Below are 20,459 nucleotides of genomic sequence, written 5' to 3'. Positions count from 1 at the left end.
CGACACGGGCGGCGCGGCCGCCCGCCAGGAGACGACCTCATGAATGCGCCCACCTCCACCGCCCACCTGGTGCCCGAAGTCCACCAGCGCGCCGTTCCGGCCGCCCTCGTCGACGCGCTGAAGCAGCGCTTCGGCGACCGCTGTTCCACCGCGATGGCGGTGCGCGAGCAGCACGGGCGCGACGAATCCTCGTTCTTCGTGCCGCCGCCGGCCGCCGTGGTGTTCGCGGAATGCACCGAGGACGTGGCGGACGCCGTGCGCCTGTGCAGCATGCACGACACGCCGATCATCCCCTTCGGCATCGGCTCCTCGCTCGAGGGCCACCTGCTCGCCGTGCAGGGCGGCGTGAGCATCGACGTGGGCCGCATGAACAAGGTGCTGTCGGTCAATCCCGAGGACCTCACCGTGACCGTGCAGGCCGGGGTGACGCGCAAGCAGGTGAACGAGGAGATCAAGAGCACCGGCCTCTTCTTCCCCATCGACCCCGGCGCGGACGCCACCATCGGCGGAATGAGCGCCACGCGCGCGTCGGGCACCAACGCCGTGCGCTACGGGACGATGCGCGAGAACGTACTCGCCCTCGAGGTCGTCACGGCCAGCGGCGAGACGATCCGCACCGGCACGCGCGCGAAGAAGTCCGCCGCGGGCTACGACCTCACGCGCCTGTTCGTCGGCAGCGAGGGCACGCTCGGCGTGATCACCGAAGTGACGCTGCGCCTCTATCCGATTCCCGAGGCGATCTCGGCGGCGGTCTGCTCCTTCCCGCGCATCGAGGACGCCGTGCGCAGCGTGATCGAGATCATCCAGCTGGGCGTGCCCATCGCGCGCGTGGAACTGATCGACCACAACACGGTGCGCATGGTCAACGCGCACAGCAAGCTCTCGCTGCGCGAGGAGCCGATGCTGCTGATGGAGTTCCACGGCTCGCCCGCGGGCGTGAAGGAGCAGGCCGAGACGGTGCAGGAGATCGCTTCGTCGCACGGCGGCAAGTCCTTCGAATGGGCGACGACGCCGGAGGAGCGCACGCGCCTGTGGACCGCGCGGCACAACGCATACTTCGCGGCGATCCAGTCGCGCCCGGGCTGCCGCGCGATCTCCACCGACACCTGCGTGCCGATCTCGCGCCTGGCGGACTGCCTGCTCGATTCGGTGAACGAAGCCGACGCGAGCGGCATCCCCTACTTCCTCCTGGGCCACGTCGGCGACGGCAACTTCCACTTCGGCTACCTGCTCGACCCGACCATCCCGCGCGAACGCGAGGTGGCCGAGGACCTGAACCACAAGCTGGTCGCGCGCGCGCTCGGCATGGGCGGCACCTGCACGGGCGAGCACGGCGTGGGGCTGCACAAGATGGCCTTCCTGGTCGACGAGGCCGGGGCCGGGGCAGTCGACATGATGCGCACGATCAAGCGGGCGCTCGACCCGAAGAACGTGATGAACCCCGGGAAGATCTTCGCGCTGTAAAGCGGTGCCCTGCCGCACGCTTCGCGGGCTGTTCGCCGTGCTGTGGCTGCTGGCCGCGGGCGGCGCCGCGTTCGCCTGCGGACATGTCGATCCGGTCGGACGGGTCGAGCGGACGGTGGTCGTTGGCCCGGACGTGACGCCGGCAGCGGGCAGCGAACGCACGACACGCGAACTCGTGAGCCTGCCCGACGCGCTGCCGGCCGCGGTCCGGCGCTCCGGAGCGCGCGCGAGCTATCGCTTCGACGTCACGCGCTGCGCCGCCACGCCGGCCGCCGCGGTCTGGCTGTTCCGCGTCGGCGCGCCGTACACGGTGCGCGACGATCGCGGCCGGCCGCTGCCGCTGCTCAACGCGGGCGGCCTCGTGCAGTGGGAGCGCTGGCTGCCCCCAGTCCGCGGCGCCCCCGTGTACAACGGGCGCCTGCCCGCGCTGTTCGCGCTCCCCGCCGATGCGCGCGCGGTGGTGGTCGAACTCGTGGCGATGCCCTACTTGCCGGCGGGACTCGTGCGACTGGATGTCGGCCCGACCCAGGAACTGCTGCCGCTGCACGCCGCGATGTTCGAGGAGGTCGTCGCCTTCGCCAACGCATCGTCCGCCATCGTCCTCGTGCTGTGCGCGCTCGCGCTCCTGCTGTGGTCGCAGCGGCGCTCCGATCGCATGCTGCTGTGGCTGGCCCTGGCGTGCGGCAGCTGGGGCGTCCGCGGCGTGGCGTATTCGTCGCCCCTGATTCCGATCGATGCGCTGTGGTTCGAGCAGTTCAATCCGCTCAACATCCTGCTGTCCGCGGCCGCCGTCACCGCGTCGGTGCTTTCGCTCGTGGAAGCGCTGGACCGCCGGCGCGGGCTGTGGCTCGCGGGCGCCACGGCGGCGCTCGGAGCGCTGCTGCTGGCCACCACGCTCGCGGGGGCGGGCACGGGCGGTCTCGCGGCACGCCTGCTCTGTTTCGGCGGCGGCTTCGCCATGTTGTCGTCGCTGCTCGTGGTGGTGTGGCGGCGGCGCGCGCTGCTGCCGCGCTGGCACGTCGCGGCGATCCTCGCGGCGATCGGGGGCCTGCTGCTGTGCGCCGTCCACGACATGTGCATCGTCGCGGGCCTGGTGCCGCCCGACAGCCAGAGCTACGTGTTCTGGGGCTTCGCCATCATGCCGGTCTGCTTCGCCGCATTCACGGGCCAGTATGTCGTGCAGACGCTCAATCGCGCCGAGCGCACCAACGCCGAGCTCGAGCGCCAGGTGGAGGCGCGCGAGCGACTGCTGCGCGACATGCACGACGGGCTGGGCGCACAGCTGATGACGGCGCTGCGCGGGCTGGAGCGCGGCGCGCTCACGGCCGCTCAGGCGAGCCAGGCCCTGCACGACAGCCTCGACGAGCTGCGCATCCTGATGGACTCCGCCGACATGGGCCACTACCTCCCCGGCGCGCTGGCCGCGTGGCGGCACCGCTGGGACCACCGGCTGGCCGCCGCGGGCGTCGCGCTGCAGTGGAAGATCGACGAGTCGCTCGACGACGTCGAGGTGCCGGGCGACATCGCGCTGCAGGTGATGCGGATCGTGCAGGAAGCCGCGGCGAATATCGTGAAGCATGCGAGGGCAAGGCAGATGCAGGTCGAGGCCCGCGCCGTAACCGTCGCCGGGCGGCCTGGCGTGCGCGTTGTCGTGTCGGACGACGGCATCGGTCTGCCCCCCGGGCGGGCGCGGGCCGGCGCACGTGGCCTGAAGAACATGGCGCGGCGTGCGCAGCAGATCGGCGCCACGCTCGAGCTCGTCCCGCGCGCCGGCGGCGGCACACAGGTCACGCTGGTGTTGCCTCTCGGCGCGTCCGGCGTCGCAGCGCAGGGTCCGGCCCCGTCCGCGCTTCAGGCGACGAGCCCGCGCCGGGCTGCCTCCATCGCCGCCTCGGCTCGCGACGAGATGCCCAGCTTGCGGTAGATGTCGCGGACGTAGCTGCTCACGGTGTTGGCGCTCAGCCCCAGCAGCGGCGCGACCTCGGTGGCACGGTAGCCCTTGGCGATGAGCCGCAGCACGTCCACTTCGCGATCGGTCAGCTTGCCTTCGGCGCGGCCGCGGCGCGGCGTCGCCAGGGTGGCCGGCTCGCCGCGGAAATGCCGCAGCACGCGCAGCGCGATGGAGGGGGACAGCGCCGGCTCGCCGGACTCGATGCGGCGAAGCTGTGCCATCACGTCCTCGGCCGGCTGCGACTTGAGGATGTAACCCGTGGCGCCCGCGCGCAACGCGGGGAAAACGTGCGTGTCGTCGTCGTGGATCGTCGCGACGATGACCACGGCGTCGACGCGCGCGGCCACGAGCTGCGCGATCAGCCCTTCGCTGGTGCCGTCGGGCAGTCCCCAGTCGACCAGCGCCAGGCCGTAGGCATGCGCGGCCATGCGCTCGCGCGCTTCAGAGAGCGTGGCGGCCGTGTCGACCACCTGCACCGCGGGCAGCGCGCGGGGCAGCAGATCGGCCAGCCATTCGCGAGGCTCCTCGAGATCCTCGACGATCAGCGCCCGTTCGAACGCAAAAGTGCTCATCGGCACAGTCTAGAGTGCGGAATCCTCGATGTCTTCCCCCCGGTTCAGGGGGTGGGAGTCGGCGCACAGCCCCTTTAAGCTTCCGGCTCCACCCTCCACTTGCATGACACACCCATGACGATGCCGAAGTTTCCCCGCGCGTGCCTCTTCGCCGCGCTCGCCGCCTCCGCCCTGCTCTCCGCCTGCAGCAGCGGCGACGACGATGTGACGACCACCACTGTCGCGGGCTCCATCGTCAAGGGACCGGTCGTCGGCGCCAACGTCTGCGCCTACCAGGCTGCGGCGACGGGCAAGGGCGCGCAGATCGCCTGCGTGGCCAGCGGCGCGGGTGGCACGTACTCGATGAACATCACCTTCGTCGGCGACGTCGTGATCGAGGCCACGGGCGGAACCTACACCGACGAGGCGACGAACGCCGCGCGCACGCTGGCGGACGCCCTGCAGACCGTCGTGTCGGCTCGCGGCGGCAGCGCCACCGGCGTCGTGACGCCGCTCACCTCCGTGGCCTACAACATGGCGCGCGCGGGCACGGGCGGCCTGAGCAGCGCGACGTTCGGCACGGCGGCCACCGCGGTCGGAACGCAGTACGGACTCACGGGCGTGAACCTCGCGACGACGACGCCCGTCGTCACCGGCACGCTCAACGCGTACGGCCAGCTGCTGCGCGCGGTGTCGCAGTACGTCGCCAACGGCGGCACGCTCGGCACTTTCCTGGCGAATGCGAATCCCACGACGCTGCAGGCTTCGCTGGCGACGGCCTTCGCGACGATCAACGGTTCGGCCGCACCCTTCGCGACGACCCCGACGACACCCACCACGCCCACGACTCCGACTACGCCGACGACACCCACGACCCCGACGACGCCCACCACGCCGACGACACCCACGACACCCACGACGCCCACGACGCCCACCACCCCGACCACGCCCACCACCGGCAGCACGTTGACCATCAACGTCACCGCCGCAGGCATCGCGGCGCCCGCCGTCGTCATCCAGAACTTCCCCAAGCCTGCCTCGCAAACGGAGTTCTGCGGGCAGCTGACCGGCAGCAGCCAGCTCAATCAGTTCTCGAGCGCCGGCGGCACGCTGACGATCAACAGCTGCTCGTTCAACGGCACCGTGGGCACGGTCAACGCCACCGTGGCAATCGCGGTGCAGGGCTTCTCGCAGACGATCCCGTACGTCGCCACGTACACGTTCAACTGATCGACTATCGGACCCCGTGAAAAAGCGCCCCTCGGGGCGCTTTTTCGTTGTTCATGCAGGCGGGTCAGGACGCGCCACGCAGCCGATCCACCAAGCCGTTCAGCTCGTCGAGCGAGCCGAACTGGATCGTCACCTCGCCCAGCTCCTCGAAGCGGCCGTGGCGCTTCACGCGCTTCTTCACGCGGATCTCGACATCGGCCGTGAGCAGGTCGGAGAGCTCCTCCTCCACGCGGCGCAGGTCGCGCGACTTCTCCTTCTTGGGCTTGGGCGAGACCAGGCTGAACTCGGCGCCGATCTTTTTTACGAGGCTTTCGGCCTCGCGCACCGAGAGCTTCTTCTGCGCGATCTGGTTGGCGGCGGTGATCTGCGCCGCGCGTTCGAGCGCGAGCAGCGCACGCGCATGGCCCATGTCGAGGTCGCCCGCCATCAGCATCGTCTGCACCGGATCGGCGAGATTCAGCAGGCGCAGAAGATTCGATGCCGCGCTGCGCGAGCGGCCCACGGCCTGTGCGGCCTGCTCGTGCGTCAGCCCGAAGTCCTTGACCAGCCGCTGCAGCCCCTGCGCCTCTTCCAGCGGATTGAGGTCCTCGCGCTGGATGTTCTCGATGAGCGCCATGGCGGCGGCGGCTTCGTCGGGCACGTCGCGCACGAGCACCGGAACGCTGTCGAGCCCCGCGAGCCGCGCCGCGCGGAAGCGCCGCTCGCCGGCAATGATCTCGTACTTGCCGGCCTGCTCGCCCGCACCGAGGCGCCGCACCAGGATCGGCTGCATGATGCCCTGCGCCTTGATCGACTCGGCGAGTTCGTAGAGCGCACCCTCGTCCATGCGCGTGCGCGGCTGGTACTGGCCCGGCACCATGTCGTCGAGCAGCAGCGAGGCAGGCAGTCCGGGGCTCGCCCCGGGCGCGTCCGCCGGTCCGGCGTTCTCGGCGACCTTCGGGCCGAGCAATGCTTCGAGGCCGCGGCCGAGGCCCTTGGGTTTCTTCGTCACCATGTCTGCTATCTTTTAAGGAGCGATCGGGCCTTTAGTCGCCTTCTTTGCCAGCCGGTTCACCATTTCCTTGGCGAACTCGACGAAGGCGACGCTGCCGCGCGCGGAGGGATCGAACACCACCCCCGGCAGGCCGTAGCTGGGCGCCTCCGCGAGGCGCACGTTGCGAGGGATGACCGTATCGAACACCTTTTCGCCGAAGTGCGATTTCAGCTGTTCGCTCACCTGCTGCTGCAAAGTGATGCGCGGATCGAACATCACGCGAAGCAGGCCGATGATCTGCAGGTCCTTGTTGAGGTTCGCATGAACCTGCTTGATGGTGTTCACGAGGTCCGAGAGCCCTTCGAGCGCGAAATACTCGCACTGCATCGGCACGACCACGCCATGCGCCGAACACAACCCATTGAGGGTGAGCAGGGACAAGGATGGCGGGCAGTCGATCAGCACGAAGTCGTATTCCGCGTCGACCGCCGCGAGCGCCTGCTTCAGGCGCTTCTCCCGGCGCTCGATCCCGACGAGTTCGACCTCCGCGCCGGCAAGTTCGCGGTTGGCGCCGAGAACGTCGTAACCGCACTTCTCACTGCGCACTCGCGCCTCGGCGACGGCTGCGGACTCGAGGAGGACGTCGTACACGCTGAGCTCCAGCGAGCGCTTGTCGATGCCGGAGCCCATCGTGGCGTTGCCCTGCGGGTCGAGGTCGACGAGCAGGACGCGCTGGCCGACCTTGGCCAGCCCGGCGGCGAGATTGACGGTGGTCGTGGTCTTGCCGACCCCGCCCTTCTGGTTTGCGATGCAGAAGATCTTGGCCACGTTCTTACTTCGAGATGGCCAGCTTCACGCCGAAACCGATGAGGAAAACGCCGGCCAGCTTTTCCAGAACGCGGCCGATCAGGGGGTTGGCCCGCAACCGCTCGGCCATGAAGTGGGTCAGCAGCACGACGGCCAGGCCGTAGGCGAAGGTGAGCACGGCAATGGTCGCCGCCATGACGCCGAAGGTGAGCAGGCCGCGATGAACCGCCGGATCGACGAAGAGCGGGAAAAACGCCATGTAGAAGACGATGGCCTTGGGATTGAGCAGCGTGATGAGCGCGGACTGGCGGAAATAGCGACGCGGCTCGATGTTCAGGACCGGCGCATCGCCCGGCCGCGCCAGCAACATGCGCAGGCCCAGCCATGCCAGATATGCGGCGCCCAGCCATTGCACCGCATGGAAGGCCGCTGGGTAGGTCACCAAGAGGGTCGCCACCCCCGCGACCGCCGCCCACATGAGCACCTGATCGCCGACGATGATGCCCAGGGTCGCGGCAAGTCCCGCGCCGACGCCGCCCTTGCCAGTCGAGGTGATGAGGGCCAGATTCCCTGGGCCGGGGATGGCCAGGAAGATCAGGATCGCGGCCACGAACGCGCCGTAGTCGGCCACTCCAAACATGCTGTTTCCCTCCGGTCGAGGCGCGAGTTTACCGGACGGCTCTCCGCATCCAGACGAGACAGCGCTCCGCCTCGAGTCCCGGCACTTTCAACGGTTCCACGTGAAACACTTCCACGCCTGCGGGGAGCGCCGCGATCTCGTCCGCAGGGTACTTGCCCTTCATCGCCAACCATGCGCCACCTTCGGCGAGCGCGCCGCCCGACCAGGAGACGAAGTCGGCCAGGGACGCGAAGGCGCGGGAGCAGATCACATCGTACGGTCCGGCAAGTGATTCGACCCGGCCATGAACCCCGCGCACGTTTCCAAGCCGCAAGGCGCCGGCTGCTTGCTGGATGAATGCCGCTTTCTTGGCAACCGCATCGACGCAGTCGACTTCGATCTCCGGGCAGCAAATCCCCAGCACGACGCCAGGCAGACCGGCGCCGCTTCCAACGTCCAGCAGCCGGACCGGCCTTCCTTCGGTCTGCCGCCTCAGCGGCAAGACGACGGCCAGGCTGTCGAGGACATGATGTGTAAGCATTTCCGCCGGGTCGCGTACGGCCGTGAGGTTGTAAACCCTGTTCCACTTCTCGATGAGCGCAAGGTAGCCCGCGAGGCGCTCGCCCTGCCCCGCCTCGAGGTCAAGCCCGAGCGCAGCCGCGCCGGCTTCGATATCCGCTTCCAGGCTCATGGGCGCCAGCCGATCCGAATTTTCAACCGCACCGCCTCAGGCGACCCGCCTGTCCGCGGCGTTGGCGGCGTCGAGGAAGCCCTTGAACTTGCTCTTCTTGAGATGCACCAGGAGAAGCGAAATCGCGGCCGGCGTCACGCCCGAGATCCGCGAGGCCTGGCCCAGCGTTTGCGGACGGTGCTTGACGAGTTTCTGCCGCACCTCGATGCTCAGCGCCGACACCTGCATGTAATCGAGCTCCGGCGGCAGGGGCAAGTTCTCGTAGTGCGCAGCACGCAGCACCTCATCCTTCTGGCGGTCGATGTAGCCCGAGTATTTGGCGGCGATCTCGAGTTGCTCGACCACGGGTTGGTGCAGCTCGCCCAAGGCCTCGCGCGAAACGTCGGGACTGGCGTGCCGCCCGGCGTCGAGCGACATCAGCGCCTCGTAACTGACGCCCGGTCGGCGCAGCAGGTCCCCGAGGTTGTATTCGTGCTCGATGGCCTTGCCCAGCACCCGCTCGGACTCGGCGGCCGGGAGGCTGCGAGGGTTGATCCAGACGGATTTCAAGCGTTCTGTTTCACGTGAAACAGCATCGCGCTTGCGATTGAAGAGGTCCCAGCGCGCGTCGTCCACCAGACCGAGCCGGCGGCCCGTTTCGGTAAGGCGCGCATCCGCATTGTCTTCCCGAAGCTGGAGCCGGAACTCGGCCCGGCTCGTGAACATCCGATACGGCTCGGTCACACCCTTGGTGATGAGGTCATCGACCAGCACGCCGAGGTAGGCCTCGTCCCGCGCGGGCAACCACGGCTCCAAGCCCCGGCACATCAGCGCCGCATTCACGCCGGCGAACAATCCTTGCGCGGCCGCCTCTTCGTAGCCGGTCGTGCCGTTGATCTGGCCGGCGAAGTACAGGCCCCCGATCGCCCGCGTCTCGAAGCTCGACTTGAGCCCGCGCGGGTCGAAATAGTCGTATTCGATGGCGTAGCCTGGGCGCAGGATGTGCGCCTGCTCCAGCCCCGGCAGCGAACGCACGAGCGCGTACTGCACGTCGAACGGAAGGCTCGTCGAAATCCCATTGGGGTAGATCTCGTTCGTGGTGAGGCCCTCGGGCTCCAGGAAGATCTGGTGACTGCTCTTGTCCGCGAAACGGTTGATCTTGTCCTCGACGCTCGGGCAGTACCGCGGCCCCACCCCCTCGATCTTGCCGGTGAACATCGGACTGCGGTCGAAGCCGGAGCGGATGATGTCGTGCGTTCGTTCGTTGGTGTGCGTGATCCAGCACGGCACTTGGCGCGGATGCATCGCCGCATTTCCCATGAAGCTGAACACCGGCACGGGATCCAGATCCCCCGGCTGCTCCTCGCACTTCGTGAAGTCGATCGTGCGGCCATCGATGCGCGGCGGCGTCCCCGTCTTCAGCCGCCCCTGGGGCAGCTTCAGCTCCTTCAAGCGCGCGGACAGCGACTGCGCAGGCGGATCGCCCGCCCGGCCCGCCGCATAGTTCTGCAGCCCGACGTGGATTTTCCCGTCGAGAAAAGTCCCCGCCGTGAGCACCACCGCATGGCCGCGAAATCGTATGCCCACCTGGGTGACGGCGCCAACGACGCGGTCGCCTTCGACCATCAGGTCATCCACGGCCTGCTGGAACAGCGTGAGGTTCGGCTGGTTCTCCAGACGGCGGCGGATGGCCGCCTTGTACAGAACCCGATCCGCCTGCGCCCGCGTGGCGCGCACCGCCGGGCCCTTGCTGGAGTTGAGGATGCGGAACTGGATCCCCGCCTCGTCGGTGGCGATAGCCATCGCGCCACCCAGAGCGTCGACCTCCTTGACAAGGTGCCCCTTGCCGATGCCGCCGATCGACGGATTGCAGCTCATCTGCCCCAGCGTCTCGATGTTGTGGGTCAGCAAGAGCGTGCGGCATCCCATCCGGGCGGCAGCGAGTGCGGCCTCCGTGCCGGCGTGGCCGCCGCCGACCACGATCACGTCGAATTCTTCGGGGTAGAGCATAGGCGGTAAATTTTACTTTGTGGAATGAAACCGCGTGGATCGCGGACAATGCCGGGCATGAATTGCCGACCCGGCTGCGGCGCCTGCTGCACCGCGCCCTCCATCAGCTCGCCGATTCCCGGCATGCCGCAGGGCAAGCGCGCGGGCGAGCGTTGCGCGCAACTGGACCAAGACAACCGCTGCCGCATCTTCGGCCGCCCGGAGCGCCCCGCGGTCTGCTCCAGCCTTCAGCCGTCTAGCGAAATGTGCGGCGATTCGCGCGAGGCGGCAGAACGCTGGCTTCTTCGACTCGAAGCATTGACCTCGCAAGACGCCGGCAGCACCATGGGGGACCGAGAGGAGACCTACACATCATGAACATCCCATCCCTGAGAGAAGTGGTCAGCGAGCAGGAGTGGAACCTGCGCGTGGAGCTCGCCGCCTGCTACCGGCTTGTCGCGCTGTACGGCTGGGCCGATCTCGTGTTCACGCACATCAGCGCGCGCATTCCCGGACCGGAGCACCATTTCCTCATCAATCCCTACGGATTGATGTTCGACGAGATCACGGCGTCCTCGCTCGTCAAGGTCGACCAGGACTGCAACAAGGTCATCGACTCGCCCTTCCCCGTCAACCCGGCGGGCTTCGTCATCCACAGCTGCATCCACCAGGCACGCGAGGATGCGGGCTGCGTGCTGCACACCCACAGCCGCGCGGGCGTGGCGGTCAGCGCTCAAAAGGCCGGCATTCTGCCCATCAGCCAGCAAAGCACGTTTGTACTCGCTTCGCTTGCATACCACGACTATGAAGGGGTTGCGATCCGGGACGAGGAAAAAGCGAGGCTGCAGGCCGACCTCGGCCGCAAGACCTACCTGATGCTGCGCAACCACGGGCTCCTGGTCGCGAGCAAGACCGTGCCCGACGCATTCCTGAACATGTACACGTTCGAGAACACCTGCCGCATCCAGATCGATGCGCAAGGCGGAGGAGAGCTGACCTATGTGGATCCTTCCATCATGACCAACATGTCGCAGGTCATGAAGACCGTCACGAAGGGGCTCGGCGCACAGATCGCCTGGCCGGCGCTGCTGCGCAAGCTCGAACGCACGGACCCGTCGTATCGCAACTGATCGGCGCGGGAGGCCGGAGAACCCGGCCCTCGCTCAGGCCGCCAGGGCGGCGTTCGCCAGCGCCGGCGCAGGCACCAGTGCGCCCGGCCGCGGCGGCCGCGGGTCGTGCTCCAGCACGATGATTTCCTTGCGCGTCATCGCCATCTTGCCGAACCACGTGCAGAACGCCACGTCCTTCGCATCGCCCCCCGTGCCGATGCGCACGAGACGGTCAACGGGCGCCATGCCGGTCGGGTCGAACTGGACCCAGCGGCCGCCCACCCACGCCTCGAAGATGGCATGGAAATCCTGCGGCGGCTCGTCGAACCACACATAGCCCACGACCAGGCGCGCCGGGATGTTCAAGGCCCGGCAGAACGTGATGCCCAGGTGCGCGAAATCGCGGCAGACGCCGGTGCGCTGGATGAACACCTCCTGTGCGGTGGTGGTGGAACAGGTGCTGCCGGGCGCATAGGTGATGTTCGAATGGATCCATTCCACGATGGCGCGAACGCGCGACACGCCGGGAGCCATGGCGCCGAACATCTTGTTCGCGGCGACGCACAGCACGTCGGACTCGCAATAGCGCGTGGGCATGAGATACGGGAACACGTCGTCGGGAATCTGGGTCACCGGCAATTCCGCGAGGCTCTCCTCGACGTCTTCGGTCAGGACCTCGACCTCGGCCTTGTAGTTCACCAGCAGCGGACCGGGCGCCGCGTCGAAGCGGATGAACCGGTTGCCGCTGCGGGCATCGGTGTAGCTGCGGGGCTGCACGCCGGAGGACAACGCGAGCCGCTCGCTCACGATGTTCTGCGTTGCCCAGCGTGCGGCCTCGACGTTGAAGCAGAAATGCGTGGGCTCCTGGACTTCGTACTCCAGCACGGCCTCGACCGTCGACAAATGCATTCAAGCTTCTCCAAATGAAATCGCGGGCGCCATCACCCGCACAACCATCCTATTCGCGCGCAAGGCGCACGCGAATCGGTCCGTCTCGCACCGCCGTGTAGGACGCCCGCCCTGCAACCCGCTGCCGGCAGGAATCGAGGCGACGCGCTAGCATCGGGATGCAACCCTTCGAGAGAAAGACAGCCAGATGAAGCTCTACTACTCCCCCGGCGCGTGTTCCCTTTCGCCGCATATCGCGCTGCGCGAAGCCGGCCTGGCGTTCGAGCCCGTGCTCGCACCGACCAGGACGCACAAGCTGCCCGATGGCGGCGACTTCTACCAGATCAATCCGCTGGGCTATGTGCCCGTGCTCGAACTCGACGACGGCACGCGGCTGCGGGAAGGCCCCGTCATCGTCCAGTATGTCGCCGACCAGGCGCCGCAGAAGAATCTCGCGCCCGCCAACGGCACGCTCGCGCGCTATCGGCTGCAGGAGTGGCTCACCTTCATCGGCACGGAGATCCACAAGACCTTCTCGCCGCTCTTCAACGCGTCCATGCCCGAAGAAGGCAAGCAGATGTCCCGCGACCGGCTCGACAACCGTTTTCGCTGGGTCGACGGCGAGCTCAAGGGCAAGGACTACCTGCTCGGCGACACCTTCACCGTGGCCGACGGATATCTGTACACGGTCACGCGCTGGACCAAGCCGATGAACATCGACCTGGCGCCCTATCCGAACCTCTGGGCGCACCACCAGCGCGTGGCGACACGCCCGGCGGTCCAGGAAGCATTGCGGGTCGAAGGCCTGCTGGGGAAGTGACGCCATGAGCCAGCTTTTCGACGTGCAGGGCATGAGCTGCAGCCACTGCGTCGCCGCGGTGACGCAGGCGGTGAAGCAGATCGATCCGTCGGCCGAAGTGAAGGTCGACCTCGCGTCGGGGCGCGTGGAAATCGAATCGAACAGCGACGCCGGCCCCCTCGCTCGCGCGATCGAAGCCGAGGGTTATCGCGTCAGCGCCCTCGGCTGACCGATCAACGCGCAGGCATCCATCCCGCGCCGCCCTTGCCGGTGCCGCGGGACTCGGCGGCGCCCATGGCCTTGAGCTCGTCGACCGTGATCGTGCGCTTGACGGCAGCGGCCGAATTGCCCATGACGCTCGTCTGCAAGCGCGTGGCCGCGAGGTTCTGCTGCATCATTTCACGCTGCGCGAGCACCGGCTGATCCATCATCACGATGGCGCCGTTGCTCGAGCGGTATTCGGCCGGCAGCGGCGCGGAGTCGCTCATGATCTTCGAAGAGGTCTGCGCGAGAGCCACGCCTCCGCTCGCCACGGCAGCGCCGAAAACGACTGCATGCGCGAGATGCGCCCAACGACGGGTGTGCGTGGATTTCATGGTGCTCTCCTGAACTTCTAGGTGTCCCATCGTGCCAATTCCTCGGCGCGTTCGATGTGGCCCGGGACAGCATTCGACCGTAGGAAGGTGCCGACCGACGTCGGCGGCGCGCCTGCCTCGTCTTTACACGGGCGTGACGCCTGAGCCAAGGGAGGGATACACGCGCTCGCGACACTTCATCCTCGAAAGGACACCACTGTCATGAACTCCCCTCGCAAAAACCTCGCTGCCGCCGCGATCCTGGCTGCACTGACCTTCGGCGCCATCGCGCAATCCACGCCGCAGACGCCTCCGTCCGCACGTGCGGACGATGCCACCGTCCACGCCCATCGCGGTGGCGGTCGGCACATGGATCCGGGCGAAATGCAGGCCCGCATGGCCGAGCGCATGCAGCGCCGGCTCGATCGCTTCAAGCAACACCTGAAGATCACGCCCGCCCAGGAAGGCGCATGGACGAACTGGACGCAGGCTATGCGTCCCGCCGCCAATATGCAGCGCCCGAACCGCGGAGAAATGTCGCGCCTGCCCACGCCCGAGCGCATCGACCGCATGCGCGCGCAACGCGCGCAGCGCATGGCCGAAATGGACCGGCGCGGCGAGGCCACAAAGGCTTTCTACGGCCAGCTGTCGGCGGAACAGAAGAAGATGTTCGACGAGGCCCCGATGCGCATGGGCCGGGGCGGCCGCGGCGATCATGGTGACCACCATCGCGGCGGACCGCGGGGTGGCCCCCGCGGTCATCACGGCTGATCCGCCGGAAGGGGCGCGGACTTATTCGCCGAGCAGATGCTTGTTGAAGTCCGTGCTTTCGTTCTGGAAGCTCGTGGGGTTGTCCGAGCCCATCGGCATGGCCGGCATGATCAGGGTGTCGCTGTAGATCACGGCGGGACCCGCCCCGAGCACGGCCGTGTTCGGCGTCACGTAGGTGTAGCTGGAGATGGGCGTCGAGCCCATTTCGACCAGGCCGTGCGCGTGGGCTTCGCCCACCGGCACCACGAGGGCCGTCGAGTCCTTGTCGACCATCGTCAGGTTGTGGTCGTCGAGCGTGGCGGAGTTCGTCGCGTTGGCGAGGCCGGCCATGCCGAGGGTCGAGGCAAGGATGAGAGCGATGGAAGTCTTTTTCATGGGATTTCTCCAGATCGGTTGAGTGATTCGGCGTCCGGTCATCGGAGCGCCTTGTGTACGTTCAACCATATCGGGACCCCGATGCCGCGCCCATCGGACGGGGTTGCCGCACGCTGTAGGGGGGCGGCACTGCACGGCTGTAGGCTCAGAACTTCATCGCATATCTCAGCTGCAGGAAGTTTTCCCCCGGATTAGGACGCTTGATGCTCGCGTTGGAGGTGTGCGTCACGCGCAAGCTGAGTTCGCGCGCACCGCCGGCGAAGGTGTGGCCCAGCGCGACGACATCGTAGAAATTCCAGCGCGTCGAAAACTGCTTGTCGGGCGTCGTGTAGCGCTTGTCGGCCACCACGAAGCCGATGCCGCCCTCGAAGAACCAGGGGGAGCGACCCTCGTCGAAGGTCAGGCGAAGCAAGGGCACCACCCCCACCGAAGTCGTGCCCGTGCGGCCGCTCGGCACGTCCCGGTGGAACCAGTGGCTCACGAAGGCCTCGCCCGAGGCGCTCGCGGCGACCGGGCCCCAGTTGCGCCTGAAGTCCCACTGCCACTTCAATCCCGCGGTGAGCGCACTCGTGCCGCGCTCGGCGACGGCGCCTTCGACGAACCAGGCGTCGGGCGCCGCGAGGGACGAGGCTGGAAGGGCGGCGAGGACGGCGACGGCGGCCGCGGCCGCATGGAAGGTGTGACGGAGGTTCATGGCACCTGCGAGTTTAGTGGTCCGGAGCCAGACACGGCTTGGTCATGGCGTCCTACAGCCGCGAGCTCATCGAGGGCGTACAAAAAACGACCCTACAACGAGAGCATCTTCCCATGAGCGAGACTGCGGCCTCAGCCCCGCCTTTGACCGTGATGACGGTGAACATCCACAAGGGGTTCACCAGCTTCAACCGCAAGTTCATCCTTCCCGAATTGCGGGACGCCGTGCGCAAGGTCGGGGCCGACGTCGTGTTCCTGCAGGAAGTGCTGGGCACGCACGAGGACCATGGCCGCAAGGTCGGCGAGAGCTGGCCGGAAGCGCCGCACTACGAATTCCTGGCCGACAGCATCTGGCCGCAGTTCGCCTACGGGCGCAACATGGTCTATCCCAAGGGACACCACGGCAACGCGATCATGTCGAAGTTCCCGATCGTCCACTACCAGAACCACGACGTGTCGGTGGCGGGACCCGAGAAGCGCGGCCTGCTGCATTGCGTCCTGCGGATGCCGGGCCAGAACATCGACGTGCATGCGATCTGCGTGCATCTGGGACTCGCCGAGAGCCACCGCCAGCACCAGCTCGACCTGCTCTGCCAGATGGTGCGCAGCGAAGTGCCCGACGACGCGCCGCTCGTGGTCGCGGGCGACTTCAACGACTGGCGCCGCCGCGCCCACGACGTTCTGTGGCGCGAGGTCGCGCTGCGCGAGGTGTTCGTGACGGCCTACGGCGAATCGGCCAAGACTTTCCCCTCGATTTTCCCGATGCTGTCGCTGGACCGCATCTACGTGCGCAACTGCTCGGTCCACCTGCCCGTGGTGCTGCCGCGCAAGCCCTGGTCGCATCTGTCGGACCATGCGCCCCTCGTCGCGGAGTTGCACCTGTGACGCCCGTCAGGAACCGCTGGAGCGAGGGCAACGACTTCCGCCTGCTCGAAAACGGCGAGGAGTTCTATCCACGCGTATTCGAGTGCATTTCGAATGCGCGTCGCGAAGTGGTGCTCGAAACCTTCATCCTTTTCGAGGACAAGGTCGGCCACCGGCTGCACGAGGCGCTGATCGCCGCCGCGCGCCGCGGCGCGCAGGTCGACGTGACCATCGACGGCTGGGGCTCGCCGGACCTGTCGGACGCCTTTCTCTCGTCACTGGCTGAAGCAGGCGTGCGCGTCCATGTCTTCGACCCCGGCCCGCGACCGTTCGGCTGGCGGCCCAAGGTGCTGCGGCGCATGCACCGCAAGATCGTGGTCGTCGACGGCGAGGTCGCCTTCGTGGGCGGCATCAATTATTCCGCCGACCATCTGGGCGACTTCGGCCCCGAGGCCAAGCAGGACTATTCGGTGGAGATTCGCGGCCCGCTCGTGGCCGAGATCCATCGCTTCTGCCACGCCGCGCTCGCCGAAGGCCAGCCCCGCGAGCGCTACAGGTTGGGCTGGCGCTGGCGCCGGGAGGTCCGCCAGTCGCCCGAAGCGCTGCCCGCGGCCGGCTCCGCATCGGCGATGTTCGCGATCCGCGACAACCGACGCCACGTCAACGACATCGAGCGTCATTACCGCGTCGCGATCCGCGCCGCACGCAAGCGAATCGTCATCGCCAATGCGTACTTCTTTCCCGGCTACCGGCTGATTCGCGAACTCAAGCGCGCATCGAAGCGCGGCGTGGAGGTGAGCCTGATCCTGCAGGGCCAGCCCGACATGCCGATCGTGCAGACCGCCGCGGGCATGCTGTACCACTACCTTCTGCGCGGGGGGGTCCGCGTGTACGAGTACTGCGAGCGGCCCTTCCACGGCAAGGTGGCGGTGATGGACGACGAATGGGCCACGGTCGGGTCGAGCAACCTCGATCCGCTGTCGCTCGCGCTCAATCTCGAGGCCAACGTCGTGATCCGCGACAAGGCGTTCAACCGCACCCTCTCCCAGCGGCTCGAGACCTTGATGCGCAACAGCTGCAAGTGCATCCGCGCCGAGGATCTCGAGGCGCCGAAGGGCTGGGCCTGGGTGCGCAGCTTCCTTGCCTATCACTTCACGCGCCGCTATCCCGCGTGGGCGTCCTGGCTGCCGCGCCACGCGCCCCGCCTGTTCCCGCCCGCGCCATCGTCGCGAACGCTGCACGAAGCGCAATGAACACGCGCAGCCTCCCCCGCTCGCCACTGGCCCGCTCCGTCGCGGCCTGGTGGCCCTGGATCCGGCGCGCCCTGGTGGGGGGCTTCCTGCTGCTCGTCGCCTTCCTGCTCGTGCGTTATGCGCGCACGGTCGACTGGCACGACGTCCTCGCCAGCATCCGGTCGCTGCCCGCCAGCGTCATTGCGCTGGCCGCGGCATTCGCCGCCGCGAGCTTTCTGCTCTACACCTGTTTCGACCTCATGGGGCGACGGTACACGGGGCACGCGCTCGGCACGGGCCAGGTGATGCAGATCGCCTTCACGAGCTATGCGTTCAACCTGAACATGGGCTCCGCCGTCGGCGGCGTGGGTTTCCGCCTGCGCCTGTATTCGCGCCTCGGCCTGGCCTATGCCGACATCGCACGCATCCTCACGCTGAGCATGGTGTCGAACTGGCTCGGCCACCTGCTGCTGGCGGGCTGCCTCTTCACCTTCGCGCCGCTCGAGATGCCGCCGGGGTGGAAGCTGGACAGCCATGGCCTGCAGTTGCTCGGCATCGGCCTCCTTGCCATCGTGGCGACCTACCTCGTCCTGTGCGCCGTCTCCAAAAAGCGCAGCTGGACCGTCCGGGGCCACACGATCGAGCTTCCTCCCGCACGGATGGCGTTGTTGCAGGTGGGTGTCTCGGCGCTCAACTGGATGGCCATCGCGGCCGTGATCCATACGCTGCTGCAAGGCCGCGCGGAGTATTTCCCCGTCCTGTCGGTCCTGCTGATCGCGGCGATGGCGGGACTCATCGTCCGCGTGCCGGCGGGTCTCGGCGTGCTCGAGACGGTCTTCATCGCCCTGCTCTCGCACCAGGTGCCGCAGGGGCAGCTGCTCGGCGCCCTGCTGGCCTACCGCGCGATCTACTACATCGTCCCGCTGGCGTTTGCCGCGGTCCTCTACCTGCGCATGGAGCTGGATGCGCGGCGGCAACGGGCACCCTGAAGCCTCTCAATTTCCGGCAATCCCTATCCATGCAACCTTCCTCCGCCATGCCCGTCGAAGCCCGCCTGTCGGGGCAGATCGACCTCGCCGGATTCCGTTCCGAAGCGAGGCAGCTGCTCGCGCAGCAGGTTCCTCCCGACAGCGTGACGTGGACGGCGGCGCCCGTGTCGGCCGACGTCTTCCAGGAGCCTCAGCCGCCGTCCGCGAGCCGTCCGCGCAGCGTGGCGCGCGCGGCCACCGCCATCGTGCCCGCATCGTTCCTGCGGCTGTGCGAATCCGTGGTCCTGCACCGCGACCCCGCGCGCTTCTCGTTGCTGTATCGCCTGCTGTGGCGGCTGGTCCACGAGCCGACGCTGCGAAACGATGCGGAAGACCGCGACATGCTCCAGGCGCAGCACATGGCCCACGCTGTCCGCCGCGACATTCACAAACTGAAGTCGCACCTGCGCTTCGTGAGCATGCCCGCGCCGCCCGGACGAGAACCCGCGAGCATGCAGGTGGCGTGGTTCGAACCCGCGCACCATATCGTCGAATTCGTCGCGCCCTGGTTCGCCAAGCGCGTGGCCACGGGACCCTGGGTCATCCTCACGCCCCAGCGCAGCGTGTGCTGGGATGGCGAACGCATGCTGTACGGCAGGGGAATCGCGCGCGACCGCTGGCCCCCCGACGAATACGACACCGGCGGCTGGTTCGCCTGCGTGGACGCCGCTTTCAGGCGCGACTGAAAAAATCAGCGCGCGCTCACGAAGTCCAAGGGATTGCGAAGGCGCTCGGCCTGGCGGCGCACGCTTCGCACGGCGCTTTGCGTCGTGCTGCCCTTGTCTTTCGCCAGACTTGCATCGCGCGCCGGCTTGCGCTTGCCGTCCCGCGGCCGCATCCTCTTGTCGGCGTCGTTCGCCGCGGCACGTGCGTGCGGCGCATCGGCCCATGACGTACCGCCGTGCGCTTCGCTCAGCGTGAAGATCGCGGCCAGGACCAGCAGTGCGATCAGGATCCAGTGGGAAAAACGGTGGGGTCCCATGAGAGCCTCCTGGGGTCGAACAGGTTGATCGAAGTTTCGTCGCAGCGAGTCGATAAGTCGACTCCGCGCGGCAACAGTGTGTGTAGGACGTAGCCGGCGTTCAGCGCGGCTGTTAAAATCGGCGTCCGAGATGACAGTCGCCCTCGCAGGCCGCGCGCCTGCCACCTTCGAAATCAAGAGCGCGAACCTGCCCCTCGTGGCACTTCTGCTCAAATCCGGCGACCTCGCCCTGCTCGCCGACGAGCTCGCCGCCCGCTTCGGCGACATCCCCGATTTCTTCGACCAGGACCCCCTCGTGATCGACCTGACGCCTCTTGGCGGCGGCGACGTCGATTTCGATGCGCTGCAGCGGCTGCTGCGCGGCTATCGCGTGCAGCCCATCGCCGTGAAGGGCGGAACGGAAGCGCAGATGGCAAGCGCACTCGCCTGCGGCCTCGTGGCCGCCAACGAGGTCGCCGTGCGCGAGCCGCGGCCTGCCCGCCCCTCCGAGCCCGTTGCCGCGGCCGTCGCGCCCGAGCCGGCGACCGAACCCGTCCCCGCCGCGCCCGTGCCGCTCGACGCGCTCGTGATCGACAAGCCGCTGCGCTCGGGCCAGCAGGTGTACGCGCGAAACCGCGACCTGATCGTGCTGGCGATGGTGAACCCCGGCGCCGAAGTCATCGCCGACGGCAACATCCACGTCTATGCGCCGCTGCGCGGCAAGGCCATCGCCGGCGCGCGCGGCAACACCGAGGCCCGCATCTTCACGCTCGCGCTCGACCCCGAACTGGTGTCCATCGCGGGCGTCTACCGTCCCAGCGAAACGCCGCTGCCCGCCGAGCTGCACGGCAAGCCCGCGCAGATTCATCTGGCCGGCGAAAAGCTGGTGATGCAACCCCTCAAGTCCTGA

General features: G+C 67.8%; 24 protein-coding genes. 13 read left to right on the top strand and 11 right to left on the bottom strand.

Translation table 11 applies throughout. From position 1 onward, the window contains the following. The first annotated feature begins 39 nt into the window (after positions 1-39). Both AB7E83_RS06630 and AB7E83_RS06625 read left to right on the top strand, forming a co-directional pair. Positions 40-1,464 (top strand): FAD-binding oxidoreductase, encoded by a 1,425-nt coding sequence (locus tag AB7E83_RS06630; protein WP_428566809.1) that lies wholly within the window; start codon positions 40-42, stop codon positions 1,462-1,464. Between the two features lie 4 nt (positions 1,465-1,468). After that, a complete protein-coding gene (locus AB7E83_RS06625) occupies positions 1,469-3,388 on the top strand; it encodes a sensor histidine kinase (protein WP_428566806.1) in 1,920 nt (639 codons plus the stop codon). Here the strand turns inward: AB7E83_RS06625 and AB7E83_RS06620 are convergent. After that, positions 3,316-3,987, bottom strand: coding sequence for a LuxR C-terminal-related transcriptional regulator (locus AB7E83_RS06620; protein WP_428566804.1), 672 nt, complete (start codon positions 3,985-3,987; stop codon positions 3,316-3,318). The genes AB7E83_RS06625 and AB7E83_RS06620 overlap by 73 nt on opposite strands. 120 nt (positions 3,988-4,107) lie before the next feature. Here AB7E83_RS06620 and AB7E83_RS06615 point away from each other — a divergent pair, with 120 nt between their 5' ends. Continuing rightward, a complete protein-coding gene (locus AB7E83_RS06615; RefSeq protein ID WP_428566801.1) occupies positions 4,108-5,196 on the top strand; it encodes a hypothetical protein in 1,089 nt (362 codons plus the stop codon). 64 nt (positions 5,197-5,260) lie between these two features. Here AB7E83_RS06615 and AB7E83_RS06610 read toward each other — a convergent pair whose 3' ends face one another. Genes AB7E83_RS06610 through mnmG form a run of 5 tightly spaced genes read right to left on the bottom strand, consistent with a single transcriptional unit; the run spans position 5,261 to position 10,275 of the window. Then, complete coding sequence (locus AB7E83_RS06610) at positions 5,261-6,190, bottom strand: ParB/RepB/Spo0J family partition protein (protein ID WP_428566798.1); 930 nt, start codon at positions 6,188-6,190, stop codon at positions 5,261-5,263. 12 nt (positions 6,191-6,202) lie between these two features. Continuing rightward, positions 6,203-6,997 carry a ParA family protein gene (locus AB7E83_RS06605; RefSeq protein ID WP_428566795.1) on the bottom strand — a complete coding sequence of 265 codons (795 nt, stop codon included), beginning with the start codon at positions 6,995-6,997 and terminating at the stop codon, positions 6,203-6,205. A gap of 4 nt (positions 6,998-7,001) precedes the next feature. Next, positions 7,002-7,616, bottom strand: coding sequence for a LysE family transporter (locus AB7E83_RS06600; RefSeq protein WP_428566792.1), 615 nt, complete (start codon positions 7,614-7,616; stop codon positions 7,002-7,004). Between the two features lie 28 nt (positions 7,617-7,644). Next, the gene (gene rsmG / locus AB7E83_RS06595; RefSeq protein WP_428566790.1) at positions 7,645-8,286 is read right to left on the bottom strand and encodes a 16S rRNA (guanine(527)-N(7))-methyltransferase RsmG; all 642 of its coding nucleotides are present in this window, start codon (positions 8,284-8,286) and stop codon (positions 7,645-7,647) included. A gap of 36 nt (positions 8,287-8,322) precedes the next feature. After that, on the bottom strand, positions 8,323-10,275 hold the full coding sequence (gene mnmG, locus AB7E83_RS06590; RefSeq protein ID WP_428566788.1) for a tRNA uridine-5-carboxymethylaminomethyl(34) synthesis enzyme MnmG: 1,953 nt from the start codon (positions 10,273-10,275) through the stop codon (positions 8,323-8,325). Positions 10,276-10,332: 57 nt separating this feature from the next. Between mnmG and AB7E83_RS06585 the strand changes: the two genes are divergently transcribed. Continuing rightward, the gene (locus tag AB7E83_RS06585) at positions 10,333-10,632 is read left to right on the top strand and encodes a YkgJ family cysteine cluster protein (RefSeq protein ID WP_428567093.1); all 300 of its coding nucleotides are present in this window, start codon (positions 10,333-10,335) and stop codon (positions 10,630-10,632) included. Next, the gene (locus AB7E83_RS06580; RefSeq protein ID WP_428566785.1) at positions 10,629-11,384 is read left to right on the top strand and encodes a class II aldolase/adducin family protein; all 756 of its coding nucleotides are present in this window, start codon (positions 10,629-10,631) and stop codon (positions 11,382-11,384) included. Before AB7E83_RS06585 ends, AB7E83_RS06580 begins: the two co-directional genes overlap by 4 nt. Before the next feature lie 33 nt (positions 11,385-11,417). On the opposite strand, the gene AB7E83_RS06575 is transcribed toward AB7E83_RS06580, so the two are convergent. Then, entirely contained in the window at positions 11,418-12,272 is an 855-nt protein-coding gene (locus AB7E83_RS06575; protein WP_428566782.1) for a transglutaminase-like domain-containing protein, read from the bottom strand. A gap of 187 nt (positions 12,273-12,459) precedes the next feature. Between AB7E83_RS06575 and gstA the strand changes: the two genes are divergently transcribed. Together gstA and AB7E83_RS06565 are read left to right on the top strand one after the other, a co-directional pair. Then, complete coding sequence (gene gstA, locus AB7E83_RS06570) at positions 12,460-13,071, top strand: glutathione transferase GstA (protein ID WP_428566780.1); 612 nt, start codon at positions 12,460-12,462, stop codon at positions 13,069-13,071. Positions 13,072-13,075: 4 nt separating this feature from the next. After that, the gene (locus AB7E83_RS06565; RefSeq protein WP_428566777.1) at positions 13,076-13,279 is read left to right on the top strand and encodes a heavy-metal-associated domain-containing protein; all 204 of its coding nucleotides are present in this window, start codon (positions 13,076-13,078) and stop codon (positions 13,277-13,279) included. A 4-nt stretch (positions 13,280-13,283) separates the two neighbouring features. Here AB7E83_RS06565 and AB7E83_RS06560 read toward each other — a convergent pair whose 3' ends face one another. Continuing rightward, positions 13,284-13,646 carry a hypothetical protein gene (locus tag AB7E83_RS06560; protein WP_428566774.1) on the bottom strand — a complete coding sequence of 121 codons (363 nt, stop codon included), beginning with the start codon at positions 13,644-13,646 and terminating at the stop codon, positions 13,284-13,286. Positions 13,647-14,009: 363 nt separating this feature from the next. Between AB7E83_RS06560 and AB7E83_RS06555 the strand changes: the two genes are divergently transcribed. After that, positions 14,010-14,396: a Spy/CpxP family protein refolding chaperone gene (locus AB7E83_RS06555; protein ID WP_428566771.1), complete on the top strand. Its 387-nt coding sequence runs from the start codon at positions 14,010-14,012 to the stop codon at positions 14,394-14,396. A gap of 21 nt (positions 14,397-14,417) precedes the next feature. On the opposite strand, the gene AB7E83_RS06550 is transcribed toward AB7E83_RS06555, so the two are convergent. Continuing rightward, the gene (locus AB7E83_RS06550) at positions 14,418-14,771 is read right to left on the bottom strand and encodes a hypothetical protein (protein WP_428566769.1); all 354 of its coding nucleotides are present in this window, start codon (positions 14,769-14,771) and stop codon (positions 14,418-14,420) included. A 145-nt stretch (positions 14,772-14,916) separates the two neighbouring features. Further along, on the bottom strand, positions 14,917-15,465 hold the full coding sequence (locus AB7E83_RS06545) for an acyloxyacyl hydrolase (RefSeq protein ID WP_428566766.1): 549 nt from the start codon (positions 15,463-15,465) through the stop codon (positions 14,917-14,919). Positions 15,466-15,578: 113 nt separating this feature from the next. Here AB7E83_RS06545 and AB7E83_RS06540 point away from each other — a divergent pair, with 113 nt between their 5' ends. Genes AB7E83_RS06540 through AB7E83_RS06525 form a run of 4 tightly spaced genes read left to right on the top strand, consistent with a single transcriptional unit; the run spans position 15,579 to position 19,274 of the window. Then, positions 15,579-16,349 carry an endonuclease/exonuclease/phosphatase family protein gene (locus tag AB7E83_RS06540; protein ID WP_428566764.1) on the top strand — a complete coding sequence of 257 codons (771 nt, stop codon included), beginning with the start codon at positions 15,579-15,581 and terminating at the stop codon, positions 16,347-16,349. Beyond that, positions 16,346-17,581 carry a cardiolipin synthase ClsB gene (gene clsB, locus AB7E83_RS06535; protein ID WP_428566762.1) on the top strand — a complete coding sequence of 412 codons (1,236 nt, stop codon included), beginning with the start codon at positions 16,346-16,348 and terminating at the stop codon, positions 17,579-17,581. The genes AB7E83_RS06540 and clsB overlap by 4 nt, the downstream gene beginning before the upstream one ends. Beyond that, complete coding sequence (locus tag AB7E83_RS06530; RefSeq protein WP_428566759.1) at positions 17,578-18,549, top strand: lysylphosphatidylglycerol synthase domain-containing protein; 972 nt, start codon at positions 17,578-17,580, stop codon at positions 18,547-18,549. Before clsB ends, AB7E83_RS06530 begins: the two co-directional genes overlap by 4 nt. 29 nt (positions 18,550-18,578) lie before the next feature. After that, positions 18,579-19,274 (top strand): TIGR03915 family putative DNA repair protein, encoded by a 696-nt coding sequence (locus AB7E83_RS06525; protein WP_428566757.1) that lies wholly within the window; start codon positions 18,579-18,581, stop codon positions 19,272-19,274. Between the two features lie 5 nt (positions 19,275-19,279). Here the strand turns inward: AB7E83_RS06525 and AB7E83_RS06520 are convergent, their stop codons facing one another. Beyond that, entirely contained in the window at positions 19,280-19,570 is a 291-nt protein-coding gene (locus tag AB7E83_RS06520; RefSeq protein ID WP_428566755.1) for a hypothetical protein, read from the bottom strand. Between the two features lie 130 nt (positions 19,571-19,700). On the opposite strand from AB7E83_RS06520, the gene minC reads away from it, so the two are divergent. Continuing rightward, complete coding sequence (gene minC, locus AB7E83_RS06515; RefSeq protein ID WP_428566754.1) at positions 19,701-20,459, top strand: septum site-determining protein MinC; 759 nt, start codon at positions 19,701-19,703, stop codon at positions 20,457-20,459.

It is taken from the genome of Ramlibacter sp., from assembly GCF_050250995.1.
Lineage (GTDB): Bacteria > Pseudomonadota > Gammaproteobacteria > Burkholderiales > Burkholderiaceae_C > Ramlibacter.
Note: the sequence above shows the minus strand (reverse complement) of the source record. Positions and strands in the feature narration are given on the sequence as shown.

Bases quoted from the DNA above. Each gene is read 5' to 3' on its own strand.
- AB7E83_RS06630 (WP_428566809.1), top strand. From the start codon at position 40: ATGAATGCGCCCACCTCCACCGCCCACCTGGTGCCCGAAGTCCACCAG.
- AB7E83_RS06620 (WP_428566804.1), bottom strand. From the start codon at position 3,987: ATGAGCACTTTTGCGTTCGAACGGGCGCTGATCGTCGAGGATCTCGAG.
- AB7E83_RS06615 (WP_428566801.1), top strand. From the start codon at position 4,108: ATGCCGAAGTTTCCCCGCGCGTGCCTCTTCGCCGCGCTCGCCGCCTCC.
- AB7E83_RS06610 (WP_428566798.1), bottom strand. From the start codon at position 6,190: ATGGTGACGAAGAAACCCAAGGGCCTCGGCCGCGGCCTCGAAGCATTG.
- AB7E83_RS06600 (WP_428566792.1), bottom strand. From the start codon at position 7,616: ATGTTTGGAGTGGCCGACTACGGCGCGTTCGTGGCCGCGATCCTGATC.
- rsmG (WP_428566790.1), bottom strand. From the start codon at position 8,286: ATGAGCCTGGAAGCGGATATCGAAGCCGGCGCGGCTGCGCTCGGGCTT.
- mnmG (WP_428566788.1), bottom strand. From the start codon at position 10,275: ATGCTCTACCCCGAAGAATTCGACGTGATCGTGGTCGGCGGCGGCCAC.
- AB7E83_RS06585 (WP_428567093.1), top strand. From the start codon at position 10,333: ATGAATTGCCGACCCGGCTGCGGCGCCTGCTGCACCGCGCCCTCCATC.
- AB7E83_RS06580 (WP_428566785.1), top strand. From the start codon at position 10,629: ATGAACATCCCATCCCTGAGAGAAGTGGTCAGCGAGCAGGAGTGGAAC.
- AB7E83_RS06575 (WP_428566782.1), bottom strand. From the start codon at position 12,272: ATGCATTTGTCGACGGTCGAGGCCGTGCTGGAGTACGAAGTCCAGGAG.
- gstA (WP_428566780.1), top strand. From the start codon at position 12,460: ATGAAGCTCTACTACTCCCCCGGCGCGTGTTCCCTTTCGCCGCATATC.
- AB7E83_RS06565 (WP_428566777.1), top strand. From the start codon at position 13,076: ATGAGCCAGCTTTTCGACGTGCAGGGCATGAGCTGCAGCCACTGCGTC.
- AB7E83_RS06560 (WP_428566774.1), bottom strand. From the start codon at position 13,646: ATGAAATCCACGCACACCCGTCGTTGGGCGCATCTCGCGCATGCAGTC.
- AB7E83_RS06555 (WP_428566771.1), top strand. From the start codon at position 14,010: ATGCAGGCCCGCATGGCCGAGCGCATGCAGCGCCGGCTCGATCGCTTC.
- AB7E83_RS06550 (WP_428566769.1), bottom strand. From the start codon at position 14,771: ATGAAAAAGACTTCCATCGCTCTCATCCTTGCCTCGACCCTCGGCATG.
- AB7E83_RS06545 (WP_428566766.1), bottom strand. From the start codon at position 15,465: ATGAACCTCCGTCACACCTTCCATGCGGCCGCGGCCGCCGTCGCCGTC.
- AB7E83_RS06540 (WP_428566764.1), top strand. From the start codon at position 15,579: ATGAGCGAGACTGCGGCCTCAGCCCCGCCTTTGACCGTGATGACGGTG.
- AB7E83_RS06530 (WP_428566759.1), top strand. From the start codon at position 17,578: ATGAACACGCGCAGCCTCCCCCGCTCGCCACTGGCCCGCTCCGTCGCG.
- AB7E83_RS06525 (WP_428566757.1), top strand. From the start codon at position 18,579: ATGCAACCTTCCTCCGCCATGCCCGTCGAAGCCCGCCTGTCGGGGCAG.
- AB7E83_RS06520 (WP_428566755.1), bottom strand. From the start codon at position 19,570: ATGGGACCCCACCGTTTTTCCCACTGGATCCTGATCGCACTGCTGGTC.
- minC (WP_428566754.1), top strand. From the start codon at position 19,701: ATGACAGTCGCCCTCGCAGGCCGCGCGCCTGCCACCTTCGAAATCAAG.